The 17,915-nt window shown below is 60.2% G+C and carries 16 protein-coding genes; 3 read left to right on the plus strand and 13 right to left on the minus strand.

From position 1 onward, the window contains the following. Window positions 1–14: 14 nt before the first annotated feature. The 4 genes from DXD16_RS00890 to pyrR all read right to left on the minus strand — a co-directional run bounded on the left by DXD16_RS00890 (window position 15) and on the right by pyrR (window position 3,705). A complete protein-coding gene (locus DXD16_RS00890) occupies window positions 15–782 on the minus strand; it encodes a dihydroorotate dehydrogenase electron transfer subunit (protein WP_117564270.1) in 768 nt (255 codons plus the stop codon). A 116-nt stretch (window positions 783–898) separates the two neighbouring features. After that, on the minus strand, window positions 899–2,188 hold the full coding sequence (locus tag DXD16_RS00895) for a dihydroorotase (protein WP_117635262.1): 1,290 nt from the start codon (window positions 2,186–2,188) through the stop codon (window positions 899–901). Next, entirely contained in the window at window positions 2,172–3,116 is a 945-nt protein-coding gene (locus DXD16_RS00900) for an aspartate carbamoyltransferase catalytic subunit (RefSeq protein WP_117654813.1), read from the minus strand. The genes DXD16_RS00895 and DXD16_RS00900 overlap by 17 nt, the downstream gene beginning before the upstream one ends. A 4-nt stretch (window positions 3,117–3,120) precedes the next feature. Further along, window positions 3,121–3,705 carry a bifunctional pyr operon transcriptional regulator/uracil phosphoribosyltransferase PyrR gene (gene pyrR / locus DXD16_RS00905; RefSeq protein WP_117654814.1) on the minus strand — a complete coding sequence of 195 codons (585 nt, stop codon included), beginning with the start codon at window positions 3,703–3,705 and terminating at the stop codon, window positions 3,121–3,123. 451 nt (window positions 3,706–4,156) lie between these two features. Here pyrR and rpmB point away from each other — a divergent pair, with 451 nt between their 5' ends. The 3 genes from rpmB to DXD16_RS00925 all read left to right on the plus strand — a co-directional run bounded on the left by rpmB (window position 4,157) and on the right by DXD16_RS00925 (window position 8,363). Continuing rightward, window positions 4,157–4,345 (plus strand): 50S ribosomal protein L28, encoded by a 189-nt coding sequence (gene rpmB / locus DXD16_RS00910; protein WP_022094725.1) that lies wholly within the window; start codon window positions 4,157–4,159, stop codon window positions 4,343–4,345. Window positions 4,346–4,861: 516 nt separating this feature from the next. Further along, window positions 4,862–7,510 (plus strand): bifunctional acetaldehyde-CoA/alcohol dehydrogenase, encoded by a 2,649-nt coding sequence (gene adhE, locus DXD16_RS00920; RefSeq protein WP_055250041.1) that lies wholly within the window; start codon window positions 4,862–4,864, stop codon window positions 7,508–7,510. An 88-nt stretch (window positions 7,511–7,598) separates the two neighbouring features. Next, the gene (locus DXD16_RS00925) at window positions 7,599–8,363 is read left to right on the plus strand and encodes an aminoglycoside phosphotransferase family protein (RefSeq protein ID WP_006236119.1); all 765 of its coding nucleotides are present in this window, start codon (window positions 7,599–7,601) and stop codon (window positions 8,361–8,363) included. A 176-nt stretch (window positions 8,364–8,539) separates the two neighbouring features. On the opposite strand, the gene DXD16_RS00930 is transcribed toward DXD16_RS00925, so the two are convergent. The 9 genes from DXD16_RS00930 to tsf form a co-directional block, all read right to left on the minus strand. Further along, complete coding sequence (locus tag DXD16_RS00930) at window positions 8,540–10,261, minus strand: proline--tRNA ligase (RefSeq protein WP_233502546.1); 1,722 nt, start codon at window positions 10,259–10,261, stop codon at window positions 8,540–8,542. Then, window positions 10,262–11,344 (minus strand): flavodoxin-dependent (E)-4-hydroxy-3-methylbut-2-enyl-diphosphate synthase, encoded by a 1,083-nt coding sequence (ispG, locus tag DXD16_RS00935; RefSeq protein ID WP_117654816.1) that lies wholly within the window; start codon window positions 11,342–11,344, stop codon window positions 10,262–10,264. Between the two features lie 13 nt (window positions 11,345–11,357). Next, the gene (locus tag DXD16_RS00940) at window positions 11,358–12,719 is read right to left on the minus strand and encodes an RIP metalloprotease (RefSeq protein ID WP_117654817.1); all 1,362 of its coding nucleotides are present in this window, start codon (window positions 12,717–12,719) and stop codon (window positions 11,358–11,360) included. Window positions 12,720–12,744: 25 nt separating this feature from the next. Next, window positions 12,745–13,932, minus strand: a complete 1,188-nt coding sequence (gene dxr / locus DXD16_RS00945; protein ID WP_117654818.1) for a 1-deoxy-D-xylulose-5-phosphate reductoisomerase — start codon at window positions 13,930–13,932, stop codon at window positions 12,745–12,747. Continuing rightward, window positions 13,932–14,831 (minus strand): phosphatidate cytidylyltransferase, encoded by a 900-nt coding sequence (locus tag DXD16_RS00950; RefSeq protein WP_231500749.1) that lies wholly within the window; start codon window positions 14,829–14,831, stop codon window positions 13,932–13,934. Before DXD16_RS00950 ends, dxr begins: the two co-directional genes overlap by 1 nt. Before the next feature lie 2 nt (window positions 14,832–14,833). After that, window positions 14,834–15,628: an isoprenyl transferase gene (locus tag DXD16_RS00955; protein ID WP_117654819.1), complete on the minus strand. Its 795-nt coding sequence runs from the start codon at window positions 15,626–15,628 to the stop codon at window positions 14,834–14,836. Between the two features lies 1 nt (window position 15,629). After that, window positions 15,630–16,166, minus strand: coding sequence for a ribosome recycling factor (frr, locus tag DXD16_RS00960; protein ID WP_117654820.1), 537 nt, complete (start codon window positions 16,164–16,166; stop codon window positions 15,630–15,632). A 2-nt stretch (window positions 16,167–16,168) separates the two neighbouring features. Next, window positions 16,169–16,891, minus strand: coding sequence for a UMP kinase (gene pyrH / locus DXD16_RS00965; protein ID WP_035138557.1), 723 nt, complete (start codon window positions 16,889–16,891; stop codon window positions 16,169–16,171). A gap of 117 nt (window positions 16,892–17,008) precedes the next feature. Beyond that, on the minus strand, window positions 17,009–17,878 hold the full coding sequence (tsf, locus tag DXD16_RS00970; protein ID WP_022094736.1) for a translation elongation factor Ts: 870 nt from the start codon (window positions 17,876–17,878) through the stop codon (window positions 17,009–17,011). Window positions 17,879–17,915: the final 37 nt, after the last annotated feature.

The following is a 17,915-nucleotide window of genomic DNA, read 5'->3' on the forward strand; positions in this document are numbered from 1 at the left end:
GTTCACGGTACCCACTAGAAGACCACCACCTTGGAAGCATCGAACACGGGGCCGCACATACAAGCACCCTTCATACCGTCAACCGTCTCGACATTGCAGGTGTTGCAGGCGCCAAAGCCACAGCTCATCATGCGCTCGAGCGACACCTCGCAGTACACACCGGCCTCGGCGGCAGCGGCGGCGACCTTCTTCATCATGACGGCGGGGCCGCAGCTGGCGACGTAGTCGTAGCCGCCCTCTCCAAGCAGCTCGGCTGCCGGATCGGTGCAAAAACCGTGCGTGCCGAGCGAACCGTCGTCGGTGCACACGTTAACCGTGGCGCCAAGCGCACGGAACTCATCGACACCCACGACTTTGGAAGCGGTGCCAAAGCCCAGGCACACGTCCACATCAACACCCTGCTCGGCAAGCATGCCGGCAAGACACAGCACAGGCGGAACGCCGATGCCACCGGCGACGAGCAGTGCCTTCCTGGTGCCCTCGGGTACCATCCAGCCACGGCCACCGGGGCCCAACAGGTTAGAGGTGGAGCCAGGGCCCATCTGGGACAAACGGCGGGTATCGTCGCCCACGACGGCGTACCACAGCTCGACGGTGCCGGCCTCGGCGTCGGCGCGATAGAAGCTCAGGGGCACGCGAAGCAGCGAGGAGGCATCGCCGGGCACGGCAATGTTCACAAACTGACCGGGCTTGAGCGCACTTGCAAGCTTGGGGGCCGAGATGACGAGCGAGAAGATGCCGTCGGCGATCTCCCGGTTCGAGACGACCTCGAAGTCGTGCATGCGTGCAGTGGAAGGTGTGGGCATAGACGCTCCAATCCCCCATGCGGTTGCATGGTCTAAACGAACAGAAAGCGCGGCACCGCAAGGGCGCCGCGCACAAAAGCGATAAGGCTATGCTAGCAGATGCAGCCGTCGGCGAGCGTCTGCTTGCCACCGACAAATACATCGGTGGCACGACCGGTGAGCGTGCGGCCGGCAAAACCGGAGTTCTCGGCGCGCGACTCGTAACCGTCCTCGCCAACCGTCCAGGTTGCGGAGGGGTCGAACACGGTCAGGTCGGCGACAGAGCCCGCCTTGACCTGAACCTGATCGAGGCCCAGAATCTCACGCGGCTTGATGGCCATGAGCTCGACCATGCGGCTCACGCTCATCTTGCCCGTGTTGACCAGCTCAGTGAGCACGAGCGACAGCGAAGTCTCGAGGCCAATCATTCCAAAGGGCGCGAGCTCGAACTCGCGGGCCTTCTCCCACGGGGTGTGGGGAGCGTGGTCGGTAACGATAGCGTCGACGGTACCGTCGATGACACCCTGACGGATGGCCTCGGCATCCTCGTCGGTGCGCAGCGGCGGATTGACCTTGAGCGAGGTGTTGTAGGTCTCGTCCAGGTCGTTCTCGGTCAGGAACATGTGGTGCGGGGTGGCCTCGCAGGTCACCTGGACACCGGCAGCCTTACCGGCACGCACGAGCTCCAGGCCATGAGCGGTGGAGATGTGCTGGATGTGCAGCTTGGCACCGGTCAGCTTGGCAATCTCGATGTCGCGGGCAATCTGAAGCTCCTCGCCGGCGGCCGGCCAACCCTCGAGGGCCAGACGGGTCGAGACCTTGCCCTCGTTGATCTGGCCGTGGCCGACCAGATCCTCGTCCTGGCAGTGGCTCATAAAGACCTTGCCGAACATCTTGCCGTAGTCCATGCAGCGACGGAGCATGCCCGCACCCTGCACGCCGCGACCGTCATCGGTGAAGGCGACGGCGCCGTGGGTGACCATATCGCCCATCTCGGACATAGCCTCGCCCTTAAGGCCGCGAGTCATAGCACCAGAAGGATAGACGCGGCAGTGGCCGACCTCGGCAGCGCGGGACTTGACGAACTCAACGACGGTTCCGTTATCGGTAACGGGGTCGGTGTTGGGCATGGCGCACACGCCGGTGAAGCCGCCCTTGGCAGCAGCGCGGGTGCCGCTCTCGATGTCCTCTTTGACCTCGTAGCCAGGCTCGCGAAGGTGAACGTGCATATCCACCAGGCCGGGGACGAGGTACTTGCCGGAAAGGTCGCGGACCTCGGCTCCCTCGACGGCGAGATTCTCGCCGACCTCGGCGATCTTATCGCCGTCAATCAGGACGTCAACGACACCGTCAAGCTCGACGGACGGGTCGACGACGTGGGCATTCTTAAGAAGCAAGGCCATTATCGGCACCTCCAAGCAGCAGATACAGGATAGCCATACGCACGCAGATACCGGCGTAGACCTGCTCCAGGATGACGGAGCGTTGCGGGTGGTCGGCCATATAGGAGTCGAACTCGACGCCGCGGTTGATGGGGCCCGGGTGACAGATGATCGCGTCGGGCTTCATGAGCTTCTCGCGGTCCTTGGTCAGACCGAAGAGCTTGTGGTACTCGCGAATGGTCGGGAACGGGGCACCCTCGAGGCGCTCCTGCTGCACGCGCAGCATATAGACGACGTCCAGCTCGGGCAGGACGGAATCGAGGTCGCTCGTCACGTGGTCGCAGCCCAGAACCTCGGGCGCCGGCGGCAGCAGCGTGCCGGGGGCGACGGCGTAGGTCTCGCAGCCCATAATCTTAAGGGCAGGGATCAGCGAGCCGCAGACGCGGGAGTGCGCGATATCGCCGACGACGGCGACCTTCAGACCGTGGAAGTCACCCTTGTGCTCCCAGATGGTGTACAGGTCGAGCAGGGCCTGCGTGGGATGGTTGTGCTTGCCGTCGCCGGCGCAGATAACGCTCGCGGGCGAGTTCTGCGTGACGATGTAGGGAGCACCGGCGTGCTTATCGCGCACGACGATGCAGTCGATCTTGTAGGCGTTGAGGGTCTCGACGGTGTCGACGAGGCTCTCACCCTTGACCGTGGAGGTCGAGGAGCCGCCAAAGTTGAGGCTGTCGGCCGAAAGACGCTTCTCGGCGAGTTCGAAGGAGCTGCGGGTGCGCGTCGAGGGCTCGTTGAACATGTTGACGATGGTCTTGCCCTTGAGCGTGGGGACCTTCTTGATCGCACGCTCGTTGACCTCGCAGAACGCCTTGGCGGTCTCGAGGATGAGCTTGATGTCCTCTTCGGAGTACTCGGTAATGTCGATCAGGTGCTTATGGTTGAACGCCACGGTACTACTCACCTCCCAGCGGCGCGGAGCCCACGTGGGAACCCGGCGCGACGTCGTTAATCTCGACAGCGGTGCGGCCGTCTACTTCCTTCATATATAGGTGCACGTTCTCCTCATGCGACGAGGGAACGTTCTTGCCGACAAAGTCCGGCGAGATGGGGAGCTCACGGTGACCGCGGTCAACGAGAACTGCCAGCTCGATGCGGCTCGGACGGCCCAGGTCCATAACGGCGTCCAGAGCGGCGCGGATAGTACGGCCCGTATACAGGATGTCGTCCACCAGCACGACGCGCTTGCCGTCGACGCTGAAGGGAATGTTGGTAGCGTGGATCGCGGGAGCGAAATTGGTCGCATAGTCATCGCGGTAGAAGCTGATGTCCAGGCTGCCGAGCGGAACGTCGACGCCCTCGATCTCCTTGATCTCCTCGGCGAGCTTCTTTGCCAGAAGGTCGCCGCGCGTGACGATGCCGACCAGAGCGAGGTCTTCACAGCCCTCGTTGCGCTCGAGAATCTCGTGCGCGATGCGGGTCATCGCTCGATTGACGGCGGTCTCGTCCATGATGACCGCCTTGGGGGAAGTCGTGCCCATCGATCTCCTTCCTCACATGTCTTGACTGCTGACACAGTCAAAAAAATAGATGCCCGACCGCTTAAAGCGGACCAGACACCCACAGGAAGGGCTGCTCTTTGGCAGCTATGTAATTCCATGTGGGTATCTCGTACCCCTTTAATGGTCAAGGGATAGTGTAGCCAACCTCGAGCTTAATTGCGAGCATAAATACAGAACAATCCGTAAACGGGCGCAGGCGCTCCATAAACCTATATATATTTGTGGGACGAGCTTGAAAACGCACGCACGAGCTGGCATAATCCCCTCTGCTGCACGCAAATCGGATCTACGTCCAGGGCCGTGGCGTGAGCACTATCGCCAAAAGAGGAATATCTCTGTGTAGATTACGCACAGGGAGCTGCTTCTGTGCTATAGTTCAGGCTTGTTTGTTAACGCGACATGTTCGTTTGTCGCCCAAGGAGGGTCAGTTATGTCCAAAGTTTGCGAAGTTTGCGGTAAGCACCCCGTTGCCGGTCGCTCCATCAGCCACTCTCACCGCGTCACCAACCGTAAGTTCCGCCCCAACATCCAGCGCGTTTACGTCGTCGTCGATGGTCACCGTCGCAAGATGAACGTTTGCTCCACCTGCCTCAAGTCCGGCAAGGTTGCGCGCTCCTAAATAAGGTCTTACCAACAAGTACCTCGGACTCTCCGGGTCAAAGACCTCGCGTTCATATAGAACTTACCAAAGGCGTCCTCCCCCACGGAGGGCGCCTTTTTGCACTCATTGGGGACAGACTTACATGAGTGTTTGCAGATGTCAAAGGAATCATAGCCCAGCTGATATGCCTTGAAGCTTGACCAGCGGTACGCATCGAGCGAGTCGAGCGCGCCTTTCACAGGATTGAGATGGATATAATCGAGCAACTGGACCGCCTGCGTGTCCGACTCGACCGCGACCCGCAAATAGCGATTGTCAAACAGGTGCCCCGTTCTCCCCGTTTTCCCATTGAAATACTCATATAAGTCTGTCCCCAATGAGCGGGGCGATGCATTGGGCTGATGGATTAAGTTGAAACGGTTCATTTGATTGAAGCGTTTTAGTATGCCTTTTACGGGAATCTTGCCGTTCGCCGAATAATTTCTTGCTATCATGCAAGTCGTAGGGTAAATCTCCGATCGCAAGGAGACACAAATGGTGAAAAAGTCACCGGAAAACACTACTCCCGCAATTGTGGACAACGTAGAAGCGCTTGAGGCTAAGCTCGCTCAGATGCGAGAGGCCCAGGCGCTTTTTGCTACGTACACGCAGGAGCAGGTCGACAAGATCTTCTATGAGGCCGCCATGGCCGCCAACAAGGCTCGTATCCCGTTGGCGAAGATGGCCATCGAGGAGACCGGCCGCGGCGTTCTTGAGGACAAGGTCATCAAGAACCACTACGCCGCAGAGTACATCTACAACGCTTACAAGAACACCAAGACCTGTGGCGTTCTGGAGCGCGACGAGGCTTACGGCATCACCAAGATCGCCGAGCCCATCGGCATCGTGGGCGCCGTCATCCCGACGACCAACCCCACCTCCACCGCGATCTTCAAGACGCTGATCAGCCTGAAGACCCGCAACGCCATCATCATCTCCCCGCACCCGGCTGCCGCCAAGTGCACCATCGCCGCCGCTAAGCTCGTGCTTGACGCCGCCGTCAAGGCCGGCGCCCCCGAGGGCATCATCGGCTGGGTCGATGTCCCCTCCATCGAGCTGACCAACATGGTCATGCGCGACGTCGACATCATCCTCGCCACCGGTGGCCCGGGCATGGTCAAGGCCGCCTACTCCTCGGGCAAGCCCGCCCTGGGCGTTGGCGCCGGTAACACCCCGGTCGTCATCGACGACACCGCCGACGTGCTGCTCGCCGTCAACTCCATCATCCACTCCAAGACCTTCGACAACGGCATGATCTGCGCTTCCGAGCAGTCCGTGACCGTCATCGACACCATCTATGACCAGGTCAAGGCCGAGTTCCAGAAGCGCGGCTGCTACTTCGTCAAGCAGGGTGCCGAGATGGAGGCACTGCGTGCCGCCATGTTCAAGAACGGCGCCCTCGATCACCGCATCCCCGGCATGGCTGCCGCCAAGATCGCCGAGCTCGCCGGCATCGAGGTTCCCGCCAAGACCAAGATCCTGATCGCCGAGGTCACCTCCACCGACCCCGCCAAGGAGGAGTTCTCCCACGAGAAGCTCTCCCCGGTCCTGGCCATGTACCACGCCAAGGACTTCCAGGAGGCCGTCGACAAGGCCGAGCACCTGGTGCTCGCCGGTGGCCCGGGCCACACCGCCTCTCTGTACGTGCACCCCGCCCAGGCCGAGAAGATCAGCCTGTTCGAGCACGTCATGAAGGCCTGCCGTATCGTCATCAACACCCCGTCCTCGCACGGCGGCATCGGTGACCTGTACAACTTTGGCATGAAGCCGTCTCTGACCCTGGGCTGCGGCTCCTGGGGCGGCAACTCCGTCTCCGAGAACGTTGGGGTGAAGCACTTGATCAACGTTAAGACTGTGGCCGAGCGCCGTGAGAACATGCTGTGGTTCCGCGCTCCCGAGAAGGTCTACTTCAAGAAGGGTTCCACGCCCGTCGCTCTCGACGAGCTCGGTACCGTCATGGGCAAGAAGCGCGCCTTCATCGTCACCGACCAGTTCCTCTTCAAGAATGGCAACACCCGCGCCATCGAGGCCAAGCTCGACGAGATGGGCATCGCCCACGACTGCTTCTACGACGTCGAGCCCGATCCGTCGCTGCAGTGCGCACGTCGCGGCGCCAAGCAGATGGCTCTCTTTGAGCCGGACGTCATCATCGCCGTCGGCGGTGGCTCCGCTATGGACGCCGGCAAGATCATGTGGATGATGTACGAGCACCCCGAGTGCAAGTTTGAGGACATGGCCATGGACTTCATGGACATCCGCAAGCGTATCTTCACTTTCCCCGAGATGGGCAAGAAGGCCTACTTCGTCGCCGTCCCGACCTCTTCGGGTACCGGCTCCGAGTGCACGCCGTTCGCCATCATCACCGACAAGGAGACCGGCATCAAGTGGCCGCTCGCCGACTACGCGCTGCTCCCCAACATGGCTATCGTCGACGCCGACAACTGCATGACCGCCCCGCGCGGCCTGACCGCTGCCTCCGGCATCGACGTCATGACCCACGCCATCGAGTCCTACGTCTCCATCATGGCTTCCGACTACACCAAGGGCCTCTCCGAGCGCGCTGCTAAGCTCGTCTTCGAGAACCTGCCCTCCAGCTTCACGAACGGCGCCAAGGACCCGCATGCCCGCGAGGAGATGCACAACGCCTCTTGCATGGCCGGTATGGCCTTCGCCAACGCCTTCCTGGGCCTCAACCACTCCATGGCTCACAAGCTCGGCGCCTTCCATCACCTGCCTCACGGCCTCGCCAACGCCGTCATCCTGACCCGCGTTATGCGCTACAACGCCGCCGAGGCTCCCGTCAAGATGGGTACCTTCTCCCAGTATCCTTACCCCAACGCGCTGCACAACTACGCCGAGATGGCCAAGTACTGCGGCATCGAGGGCAAGGACGACAAGGAGGTCTTCGAGAACTTCATCACGAAGCTCGAGGAACTCAAGGACTTCATCGGCGTCAAGAAGACCATCGCCGACTACGGTGTTGACGAGCAGTACTTCCTCGACACCCTCGACGAGATGACCGAGCAGGCATTCAACGACCAGTGCACCGGCGCAAACCCGCGCTACCCGCTCATGAGCGAGATCAAGGAGCTCTACCTGGACGCCTACTACGGCCGCGAGCCTCAGGACTACGCCGTCTGCTAGTTTTAGCACGGTTTTTAACGGCGGGGGTGCACGGGTGTTTCACACACCCCCGCCGTCGCTTCTATCGCATCGTTGAAAGGATGCAACCATGCTGCTACCCGATTCCAAGACCGAGCTCGTCCGCCGTGGCAACAAGGTCGTTTACGACCTGGGCGACAAGATCGTCAAGGTCTTTAACGAGACCAAGCCTGTCTCCGACGTGTTCAACGAGGCTTTGAATCTTGCCCGCATCAATGAGTGCGGCATCCGCAGCCCCAAGGCTCTCGAGGTTTCCCAGCTCGAGAACGCCAACGGCTGGGCGCTCGTGACCGAGAAGGTTCCGGGCACCACCCTTGCCGAGAAGATGACTGCCGAGCCCCAGCGCTTTGGTGAGTATCTCGAGATGTTCGTCGACCTCCAGATCGAGATCCACGGCTACACCTCCCCGCTGCTCAACCGTCAGCGCGACAAGTTCGCCCGCATGATCGACAGCCTTGATCAGCTCAATGCCACCACGCGCTACAACCTTCAGGAGCGTCTGGACGGCATGACCAAGGAGTTCAAGGTCTGCCACGGCGACTTCAACCCCTCCAACGTCATCGTCGGCGACGACGGCCAGCTCTATGTGTGCGACTGGGCACACGCCACCCAGGGCTCCCCTGCTGCCGACGTTGCCACCACCTACCTGCTCTTCGCCCTCAACAGCAAGGATCAGGCTGAGGCCTACCTGGAGCTCTACTGCGACCGCGCCGACATGCCCATGCAGGTCGTGCGTCAGTGGACGAGCATCGTCGCCGCTTCCGAGCTCGCTCGTAAGCGCAACGTGAACGATGAGTTCCTGAAGAACTGGATCGACGTCGTCGATTATCAGTAATATCTGAGCGATTTATTTCGCATCGGAGGCACAAGAAAACCCCGCAGCTCATATGGGCTGTGGGGTTTTCCTTTACCCATCGAGTTTATTCACGCAACAAAATAGACTGCTCCGCATCTCTTCCTAAGAGAGATACGGAGCAGTCCCGCGATTACATCTAATAGCAGAAACGTCGATTAACGGCGGGCCGCCTTAACAAGCTCGGCAACCTTGGCGACGACCTCGTCAATCGCCACGTCCTCGCGCTCGCCCGTGGCACGGTCCTTGAGCTCAACGGTGCCATTCTTAAGGCCACGCTTGCCAAGCACCACCTGATACGGGAATCCCATAAGGTCGTTATCGGCAAACTTAAAGCCGGGACGCTCGTCACGGTCGTCGACGACGACCTCGATACCCTCGGCGCACAAGCCCTCGACGATTTGGTCGCAGACGGTTGCGCACTCCTCCTTCTTGGGATCGAGCGGAATCACCGCGACCTCGTACGGGGCAACGGAAACCGGCCAGACGATACCGTGCTCGTCGTTGTGCTGCTCCACGACGGCAGCAAGCGAGCGGGACACGCCCACGCCGTAGCAACCCATGATAAGCGGCTTCTCCTTGCCGTCCTCGTCCATAAAGGTGGCGCCCATGGCCTCGGAATACTTGGTACCCAGCTGGAAGACCTGCGAAACCTCGATGCCGCGAGCAGCAGAGAGCGGCTTGCCGCAGTGCGGGCAGGGATCGCCGGCAACGACGGTTACCAGGTCGGCCCACTCGTCGACGGTAAAGTCGCGCTCGGGGCAGGCACCGGTAAAGTGATAATCGACCTCGTTGGCACCGCAGGCCCACTGCTTGGACTCGCGCAGGCTCTCGTCGCACACCAGGCGAATGCCCTCGGGCAGGTTAACCGGTCCGATAAAGCCCTTATGCAGACCGTAGGTCTGGAGCTCCTCATCAGTCATCATGCGATAGCCCTTGCCAAAGACATGCTCGGCCTTGCAATCGTTGAGCTCGTGGTCGCCCGGAACAATGGCCACGACGGGCTTGCCCTCGGCGTCGATGAGTGCCAGAGACTTACGCGTGCCGTTCTCGGGGAAGCCGAAGAACTTTGCAACGGCCTCGATGGTGCCCATGCCCGGAGTCTCGACCTTGGTAAGCGTACCGTCGCCAGGACCCTCGGTCACAACGACCTTGGTGCTTGCGGCCTCGTCATCGGCAGCAAAGCCGCAATCGTCGCAGTAGACGAGCGAAGCCTCGCCGGCGTCGGCCAAAGCCATGTACTCGACGGAGGTATCGCCACCGATCTCGCCGGAGTCGGCGACAACGGGCAGAGCCTTGATGTAGCAGCGCTCGCAAATGTTGGCATAGGCCTGCTTCATCTTGTCGTACTCCTCCTGCAGACTCTCCTGCGTGGCGGAGAAGCTGTAGGCGTCCTTCATGATGAACTCGCGACCGCGCATCAGGCCAAAGCGAGGGCGGAACTCGTCGCGGAACTTGTCCTGAATGTGATACAGGTTGACGGGCAGCTGCTTATAGGAGCGCAGCTCATTGCGCACTAGGGCCGTGACGGTCTCCTCGTGCGTGGGTCCGAGCACAAACTCGCGGCCGTGGCGGTCATCAAAGCGCACAAGCTCCTTGCCATAGGCATCGATACGGCCGGACTCACGCCACAGCTCGGCATCGACCATGATGGGCATCATAAGCTCCTGGGCGCCGGCAGCGTCCATCTCGTCGCGCACGATGTTCTCAATCTTGCGGATCGAGCGCCAAGCAAGCGGCAGATAGGAATACAGGCCGGCGGCCTCCTTGCGGATCATGCCGGCACGGAGCAACAGGCGGTGGCTGGCGAGCTCAGCGTCCGCCGGATCCTCTTTAAGCGTCGGCGCATAGAGCTTAGACATATACATTGCTCGAGTCATTTACTTCTCCTCAATAAGCTTGTCGACCTCGGCCATAAGCGCGTCGACAATTTGGTCCTCAGCTACTTTACCAATGATCTGGCCATGCGAAAAGAGCAAGGCCTGACCACGTCCGCAAGCAACGCCCAGGTCGGCATCAGAAGCCTCACCGGGGCCATTAACGGCACATCCCATGACGGCAATCGAAAGCGGCGCGGAATAGTTCTTAAGCCGCTCGGTGACCTCCTCGGCGATGGGAATGAGGTTAACCTGGCAGCGGGCGCACGTGGGGCACGAGACAATCTCGGGACCACGGCGACGCAGGCCCAGCGACTGTAGAATTCCCCAGGCGACCGGCGGCTCCTCAACCGGATCGGCCGTGAGCGACACACGCATGGTGTCGCCGATGCCTTCGGAAAGCAAGATACCCAAGCCTACAGAGCTCTTGATGGTGCCCTGAAGCTTGGTCCCCGCCTCCGTCACGCCCAGGTGAAGCGGAACGTGGGAAATCTCACGTGACAGGGCTCGATAGGTATCGAGCGTCGTTTGCACGCTATGGGCCTTGGCCGAAAGCACAATGTTCGTAAAGCCGCGATCCTCAAAGTGCTTGACGAAGCGCTCGCTCGACATCACGAGCTTTTCGGGCTGCGTGAGGTCGTCGCGCTCGGCAATATCTTGCTCAAGCGAGCCCGCGTTCACGCCAATGCGAATCGCACAGCCCGAGGCACCCGCAGCATCGATCACCGCGTCGACCTTGGCCCAATCGCCGATATTGCCGGGATTGATGCGCAGCTTGGCGGCACCGGCCTCAACGGCACCAATGGCGAGCTTATGGTTAAAATGGATATCGGCGACAATCGGCACCGGAGACTCGGCACAGATGGTGCGGAAGCCCTCAAGCGCGGCCTCGGAGGGCACGCTCACGCGCACGATATCGCAGCCAGCCTGCGCCAACGCGCACACTTGCGCAAGCGTTGCCTGGGCATCAGCGGTATCGGTGCAGGTCATAGATTGGACCACCACCGGCGCGCCGCCACCGATCTGCACGCCGCCCACATGCACGGGGCGCGTCAGCTCGCGAGGCAAAGGATGGGATAAAGACAATCCAAACACTCCCCTACAGAATAAATCGAAGGATGTCGGAACGAAGCATATAGACAAACAGCAGCGCAAAGAGCGCGATGCCCACATAGCTCACAATCGTCTGGACCTTGAGCGGAAGCTCGCGGCCCGCAATCTTCTGAATGATCTCGATGACTAGCTTGCCGCCATCGAGTGGCGGGATGGGCAGCAGGTTCATAAAGCCAAGCGAGAATGAAATGAGGGCGGCAAACGAAAGGAACGTGGCAGGGCCGGCAGCAGCAGCCTGTGAGGACATAACGCTAATACCCACGATCGAAGAGGACTGATCGAGAATCTCCATCGTATGCTGCGGCTGGAGCAGGCGCATCACGCCCTCCGCTGTCTGCACAACATAGGAGAACGACAGGCGAGCCGACGTGATGGGGTCTAAACGGACCACCTGCGTAGAGGCATACACACCTAGGCGATCGTCCTCTTTGAGCGCAACCGTGGTCGAATGCTGCTTGCCGTCACGCTCGTACTCAATGGCGATATCGTCCTTACCGGCAGCCTTGCCGATGGCATCGTAAACGTCCATCCAGGTAGAGCACGATAATCCGTCGACCGAAAGAATCGCGTCGCCGCCCTCGATTCCCGCCGAGGCGGCAATCGAGCCTTCGTCAACCTGGCCAATCACATTGGTATCCACCGGCACAGTGACACCTGCGATGGAATAGATGCTCATAAGGAGCAAAAAACCCGTCAGGATATTGACGATAATGCCCGCAAGCAGCATAAAGGCACGCTTGACAAAGCCCTGGCCCAAATAGGTGTGCGAGCGCTCTTGCGCAAGGAACTCGGCCTCGCCGAACGGCAGCTCCCACACATCGCCCTCGGCAGTCGCATGTTCGCGATCGAAACGGCGACCATCAAAGGTGGTATAGCCTGCCGTGTCTCGCGGCAACGTCTGATATTTGGTGGGATAGTAGCTCGGCGAGGGCTTCTCCCCTTCCTCATACCAGGGAGCGATAGAGCCCCAGCCCAACAGCAAAGCACAGGCCTCGAGCACATCCTCCTCGGACAGCTCGAGCTCGACGGCAAGATCGGCCACCGTCACCCGGCCGTGGCGATAGATGGCCGCGAGCACGCGATCGGCACACGAGACGTCGGTCGGATCCATACCGCAGATGGCAGCGTAGCCACCCAGCAGCAGCGGGGTCACGCCAAACTTGGTTCCAATGCGACGCGACGTGTAATGGATGTCAAAGCGGCACGGCAGACCCAAAAAGAACTCGGTCACACGGACGCCGCAGGCACGCGCCGCCAAAAAGTGGCCGCCCTCGTGCAAAAACACGAGGACGGAAAGCATCAGCAGGCCCCAAAAGACCGATGAGAGAACGCTCAGAACAGTATCCATAAAACGAAAAAGCAATCCTTATGGGTTAGGAACGGGTTGCGGCGAGCACCTGCGCAGCCTTTTCACGCGCCCACGCATCGGTGTCGCGAAGCTGCTCAAACGAATCGACCACCTGCATATCGTGGGCGTCCATGCAGGATTCCACAATGCGATCGATATCGGTAAAGCTGCAGCCATCGTGCAGGAAGGCATCGACGGCGACCTCGTTGGCGGCATTGAGCACGCACGGCATGGTGCCACCCGTCTTGCCGGCACGCTCGGCCAGTGCCAGACAGCGGAAGGTATCCATGTCGGCAGCATCAAACGTGAGCTGCCCCAGCTCGCGGAAATCGATACGAGGCGCCGGAGTATCCCAACGCTCGGGATACGAGAACGCGAACTGGATGGGAATACGCATGTCGGATGCACCGAGATGCGCCATCACGGAGCCGTCGGCGAACTCGACCATAGAGTGAATCTTGGACTGACGCTGCACGACCACGTTAATGAAATCGAGGTCGCAGTTAAACAGATGCATGGCCTCAATGCGCTCCAGGCCCTTGTTCATGAGGGTGGCGGAGTCAATGGTAATCTTGGCACCCATGGCCCACGTGGGATGCGCGAGGGCATCGGCACGCGTCACGCGATCGAGCTCGTCGCGCGTGCGGCCAAAGAACGGACCGCCCGAGCAGGTGAGCCAAATGCAGTGGGCCTCGCGCGGGTTCTCCCCCAGATAGCACTGGTAGATGGCGGAATGCTCAGAGTCGACCGGAATAAGCTGGCCCGGTTGTGCCAACGGCATAAGCAAGTCGCCACCGACGACGAGGGACTCCTTGTTGGCAAGGGCAAGGCGCTTATTCGAGGTCAAGGCCGCATGGCTCGCCTCGAGACCGGCGGCGCCCACAATAGCGACAAGCACGCAGTCGACATCGTCGCGATGCGCGAGCTCGCAAACCGCCTGCGCGCCAACGCCGAGCTTCGTTCCCTCGGGCAACTCCTGCAGCACGGCGTCATCGCCATGATCGACATCGGCCACGGCAACCGCCGGAACCGAGAACTCGCGGGCAGCGGCAACGAGCTCGGAGGTACTGGAGTTAACGGACAGCGCCGTCACCTGCAGGCGATCGGCATGCTGGCGGCACACATCGAGCGCCTGGGTGCCGATAGAGCCCGTACAACCCAGGATGGCAACGCGAAGGCGTCCATCGGGGCCATACGTCGTCTGGAAGGACATTACAGCACGCCTCCGATCATCAGCAACAGCTGCGCGGTGATGCAACCGAAGATAAGCGAATCGCTACGATCGAGCATGCCGCCGTGGCCCGGGATAAGGTTGCCGGAATCCTTGACGCCCACACCGCGCTTGATGCGCGACTCGATAAGGTCGCCGATAACGCCCAGAATGGACACGACCACGCCGCACAGCAGCGCATAGGGCAGGCTGAGCTTGTAGAAGTGCGTCGCCCACAGGATGAGCCAAATCAAAACCGAGCCCAAGATGCCGCCGGCAAACCCCTCCCAGCTCTTTTTGGGAGAGATCTTGGGAACCATCTTGTGCTTGCCGATACGGCTGCCCACGATGTAGGCAAACGAATCGGAGACCCAAAGGGACGCGCAAACGCCCACTGAAAGCAGGGCGCCGGCAAAACCGGGCACGGCATCGCGCAGCAGCACGATAGCCGACAGCATAAAGCCAGTGTAGATGGGACCCATGAGCGTCACGGCCACATCAGAGATGCGGGTACGCGGCGACCAGACATACCAAATGCCCACAGCGAGCATCAAGGCAAAAAGCAGGGCATTCAGCAACATCGAATCGCCCAACGCCGACAGCGGAAAGAGTACGGCGGCAGCGATACCCATGCGCTCGTTAGCCATCTTGCCATCGAGCCTTGTCATACGGAAAAACTCATAGCAGCACAGACCGCTCATGACAGAAACAAAGATGGCCGTGGGCACGATACCCAAAACCAGGCACAGGATAAAGACAACGGCGTAGACGATACCGGCGGCGGCACGGGTAATAAAGCCCGCCAGCCACGAACCGGTGCCGCTCTTCGCTGCAGGCGCTCCCGCAGTGGCAGCTTTGCGCACAGGCGTCTTGGGAGCAGATGCCTTGGGACGATCGGACACGATTAAGCCTCCTCGGTCTTGCTCAGTCCACCAAACCTACGGTCACGGCCCTGATAGGCCAAAATGGCGTCGACAAGGCCCCAACGATCAAAGTCGGGCCAATAGGTATCGGTGACGTAGAATTCGGAATAAGCCACCTGCCACAACAGATAGTTCGAAAGGCGCAGCTCACCTGAGGTGCGAATCACAAGCTCAGGATCGGGAAGGCCGGCGGTATAGAGGTGGGAAGCCACCATGTCGTCATCAATTGCGGCAGGATCGATCTTACCGGCGGCAGCGTCGAGTGCAATCTGACGGACAGCGCGGGTAATCTCGGCACGCGCGCCGTAGTTGACGGCAAGCGCCAGCGTCATACCGGTGTGATCGGCGCACTCGGCAAGACCGCGTTCAAAAACGTCGCGGGTCTTCTTGGGCAGCGCGGAAATGTCGCCCAAAAAGACAACACGCACATTTTCGCGCTTAAGAAGCGGCAGCTCGTCATTAAACGTCTTGGCAAACAGATGCATCAAGACGTTGACCTCATGCTGCGGACGGTTCCAGTTTTCGGTAGAAAACGCATAGGCAGAAAGCACGTCGACGCCCAGGCGCACGCAGGCGGTAATGATCTCGCGCAGCGAGAGGATACCTGCCTTATGACCCTCGGTGCGTGCAAGACCGCGCGACGTGGCCCAACGACCGTTGCCGTCCATGATGCACGAGATATGGTGCGGAATGTTATTGAGGTCAAGGTCGGAAAAACCGACGCCCGCAGGGGCGTCGGCAAAGTACTCGACCAGTTTATGCTCGTCGTATTGCACCTTAGATCTCCATGACCTCGGCTTCTTTTTCCTTCAGAAGCTCCTCGACCTTGGCGACATACTCATCGGTGTGCTTCTGGACCTTGGCCTGCTCGCGACGGACATCGTCCTCGGTGAGCTCCTCATCGCGCTCAAGCTTATTGTTGAAGTCGCGACGGATGTTACGGATAGATACCTTGGCCTGCTCGGCGTACTCGCGGCACTCCTTGACGAGTTCGCGACGGCGCTCCTCAGTGGGCGCCGGGAACGGCAGACGAACGACGGTGCCATCAGAGTTGGGGGTAATACCCAGATTGGAAGCGCCGATGGCCTTGACGATAGCATTGATGAGCGCCTTGTCCCACGGCTCGATGAGCAGCATGTGGGCCTCGGGGGTCTTGACGGCGGCAACCTGCGTGACCGGCGTGGGAACACCGTAATAATCAACGGTGATGTCGGACAGAATGTTGGCATTGGCGCGGCCGGTACGAACCTTGGAGAAGTTATGCTTGAGGGACTCGAGCGACTTGTCCATATGGGCGGTGATGTTCTCTGCCATGCTTAATCCTCCTGATAGACGAGCGTGCCGACGGGCTCACCCGAAAGCGCGCGCTTGACGGTGTCCTCGCCATCGATGTTGAGGACCAAAATCGGCATACGGTTATCCTGGCACAGAGCCGTAGCCGTGGAATCCATAACCTGCAGGCCGCGAACGAGAACCTCGTGATAGGTAATCTTGTCAAAACGGACGGCATCGGCGCACTTGACGGGATCCTTGTCGTAGATGCCGTCAACCTTGGTGGCTTTAATCAGAATCTCGGCGCCGATCTCGCACGCACGAAGAGCCGCGGCGGTGTCGGTCGTAAAGTACGGATTGCCCGAACCGGCGGCAAAAATAACGACGTTGCCCTTGGAAAGGTGGTTGATGGCGCGACGGCGAATATAGGGCTCGCAGATCTCGTTCATCTGGATAGCGCTCATCACGCGGCAGGGAACATCGTTATGCTCGAAGGCATCCTGCAGAGCGAGCGCGTTCATAACGGTTGCCAGCATGCCCATGTAGTCGGCCTGAGCACGCTCCATGCCACCGGCAGCGCCTGCCATGCCGCGGAAAATATTGCCGCCGCCGACAACGACGCCGACCTCATGGCCAACGGCGAGCAGCTCCTTGACCTGCTTGGCAAGATGATCGGTAACCTTGGGGTCGATGCCATATTGGCCGTCGCCCATCAGCGCTTCGCCGGAAAGCTTAAGAAGCACTCGTTTATATCGGATGTCGGACAAAGCGATCCTCCTTTAATTAGACTCTCAATATGATATCAAAGGCTCTGATAAGAGCCATGAAAAAGCAGGCTGTGAGTAAAACCCACAGCCTGCTCATTACCAGCTACAAGAGCTTATTTACTCGCCACGGACCAGACGGTCAAAGGCAACGACGGTAATGGTGTCGCCGAGCTCCTTGGAGACCTGCTCAGCGTACTTCTTGATGGTGAGGGAGCTGTCCTTGATGAACTCCTGCTCGGTGAGCACGGACTGCTTGTAGAACTTCTCCAGACGGCCAACAGCCATCTTCTCCTGGATAGCCTCGGGCTTGCCGGACTCGGCAGCCTGGGCCATGTAGATCTGCTTCTCGTGCTCGACGGTCTCGGCCGGAACCTGATCGCGGGTAGCGCAGATCGGGGCGACGGCGGCAACCTGAAGGGCAACGTCGTGAGCGAAGGTCTTGAAGGACTCAGCCTGAGCGGTCTCGGCCTTCTCGAAGGCGAACTCGACGAGGACGCCGATCTTACCACCCATGTGGATGTAAGAAGCGAGCGCGCCGTTCTCGGCCTTGCGGGCAGCGAAGCGGGAGATCTTCATGTTCTCGCCCATGATGTGAATCATCTCGGTGAGCTCGGAGGAAACGGTCTCCTCGCCCATCGGCTTCTCGAGCAGAGCGTCGACGTCAGCAGGCTCGGTGGTAGCGACAACCTCAGCGACCTTAGAAGCAAAGCCGGTGAACTTGGCGTTGGAGCCAACGAAGTCGGTCTCGCAGGAGAGCTCGAGCAGAGCGCCGGTCTTGCCATCCTCGGAGACGAATGCGGCGACAGCGCCCTCGTTGGTCTCACGGCCAGCCTTCTTGGCAGCCTTGGCAAGGCCGTTCTTACGCAGAACGTCGACAGCGGCGTCCATGTCGCCGTCAGCCTCGACGAGAGCCTTCTTGCACTCCATCATCGGGGAGTCGGTCATCTCGCGGAGCTGCTTGACCATAGCGGCGGTAATCTGGGCCATTGTGGTTCCTTTCAAAGAGATGAAAAAGAATTAACTA

The organism is Collinsella sp. TF11-5AC (genome assembly GCF_003436775.1).
GTDB lineage: Bacteria > Actinomycetota > Coriobacteriia > Coriobacteriales > Coriobacteriaceae > Collinsella.

What these genes read in the sequence shown, in the direction of transcription:
- DXD16_RS00890 (WP_117564270.1), bottom strand. Translation starts at nt 782, where the DNA reads ATGCACGACTTCGAGGTCGTCTCGAACCGGGAGATCGCCGACGGCATC.
- DXD16_RS00895 (WP_117635262.1), bottom strand. Translation starts at nt 2,188, where the DNA reads ATGGCCTTGCTTCTTAAGAATGCCCACGTCGTCGACCCGTCCGTCGAG.
- pyrR (WP_117654814.1), bottom strand. Translation starts at nt 3,705, where the DNA reads ATGGGCACGACTTCCCCCAAGGCGGTCATCATGGACGAGACCGCCGTC.
- rpmB (WP_022094725.1), top strand. Translation starts at nt 4,157, where the DNA reads ATGTCCAAAGTTTGCGAAGTTTGCGGTAAGCACCCCGTTGCCGGTCGC.
- adhE (WP_055250041.1), top strand. Translation starts at nt 4,862, where the DNA reads ATGGTGAAAAAGTCACCGGAAAACACTACTCCCGCAATTGTGGACAAC.
- DXD16_RS00925 (WP_006236119.1), top strand. Translation starts at nt 7,599, where the DNA reads ATGCTGCTACCCGATTCCAAGACCGAGCTCGTCCGCCGTGGCAACAAG.
- DXD16_RS00930 (WP_233502546.1), bottom strand. Translation starts at nt 10,261, where the DNA reads ATGACTCGAGCAATGTATATGTCTAAGCTCTATGCGCCGACGCTTAAA.
- DXD16_RS00940 (WP_117654817.1), bottom strand. Translation starts at nt 12,719, where the DNA reads ATGGATACTGTTCTGAGCGTTCTCTCATCGGTCTTTTGGGGCCTGCTG.
- dxr (WP_117654818.1), bottom strand. Translation starts at nt 13,932, where the DNA reads ATGTCCTTCCAGACGACGTATGGCCCCGATGGACGCCTTCGCGTTGCC.
- frr (WP_117654820.1), bottom strand. Translation starts at nt 16,166, where the DNA reads ATGGCAGAGAACATCACCGCCCATATGGACAAGTCGCTCGAGTCCCTC.
- tsf (WP_022094736.1), bottom strand. Translation starts at nt 17,878, where the DNA reads ATGGCCCAGATTACCGCCGCTATGGTCAAGCAGCTCCGCGAGATGACC.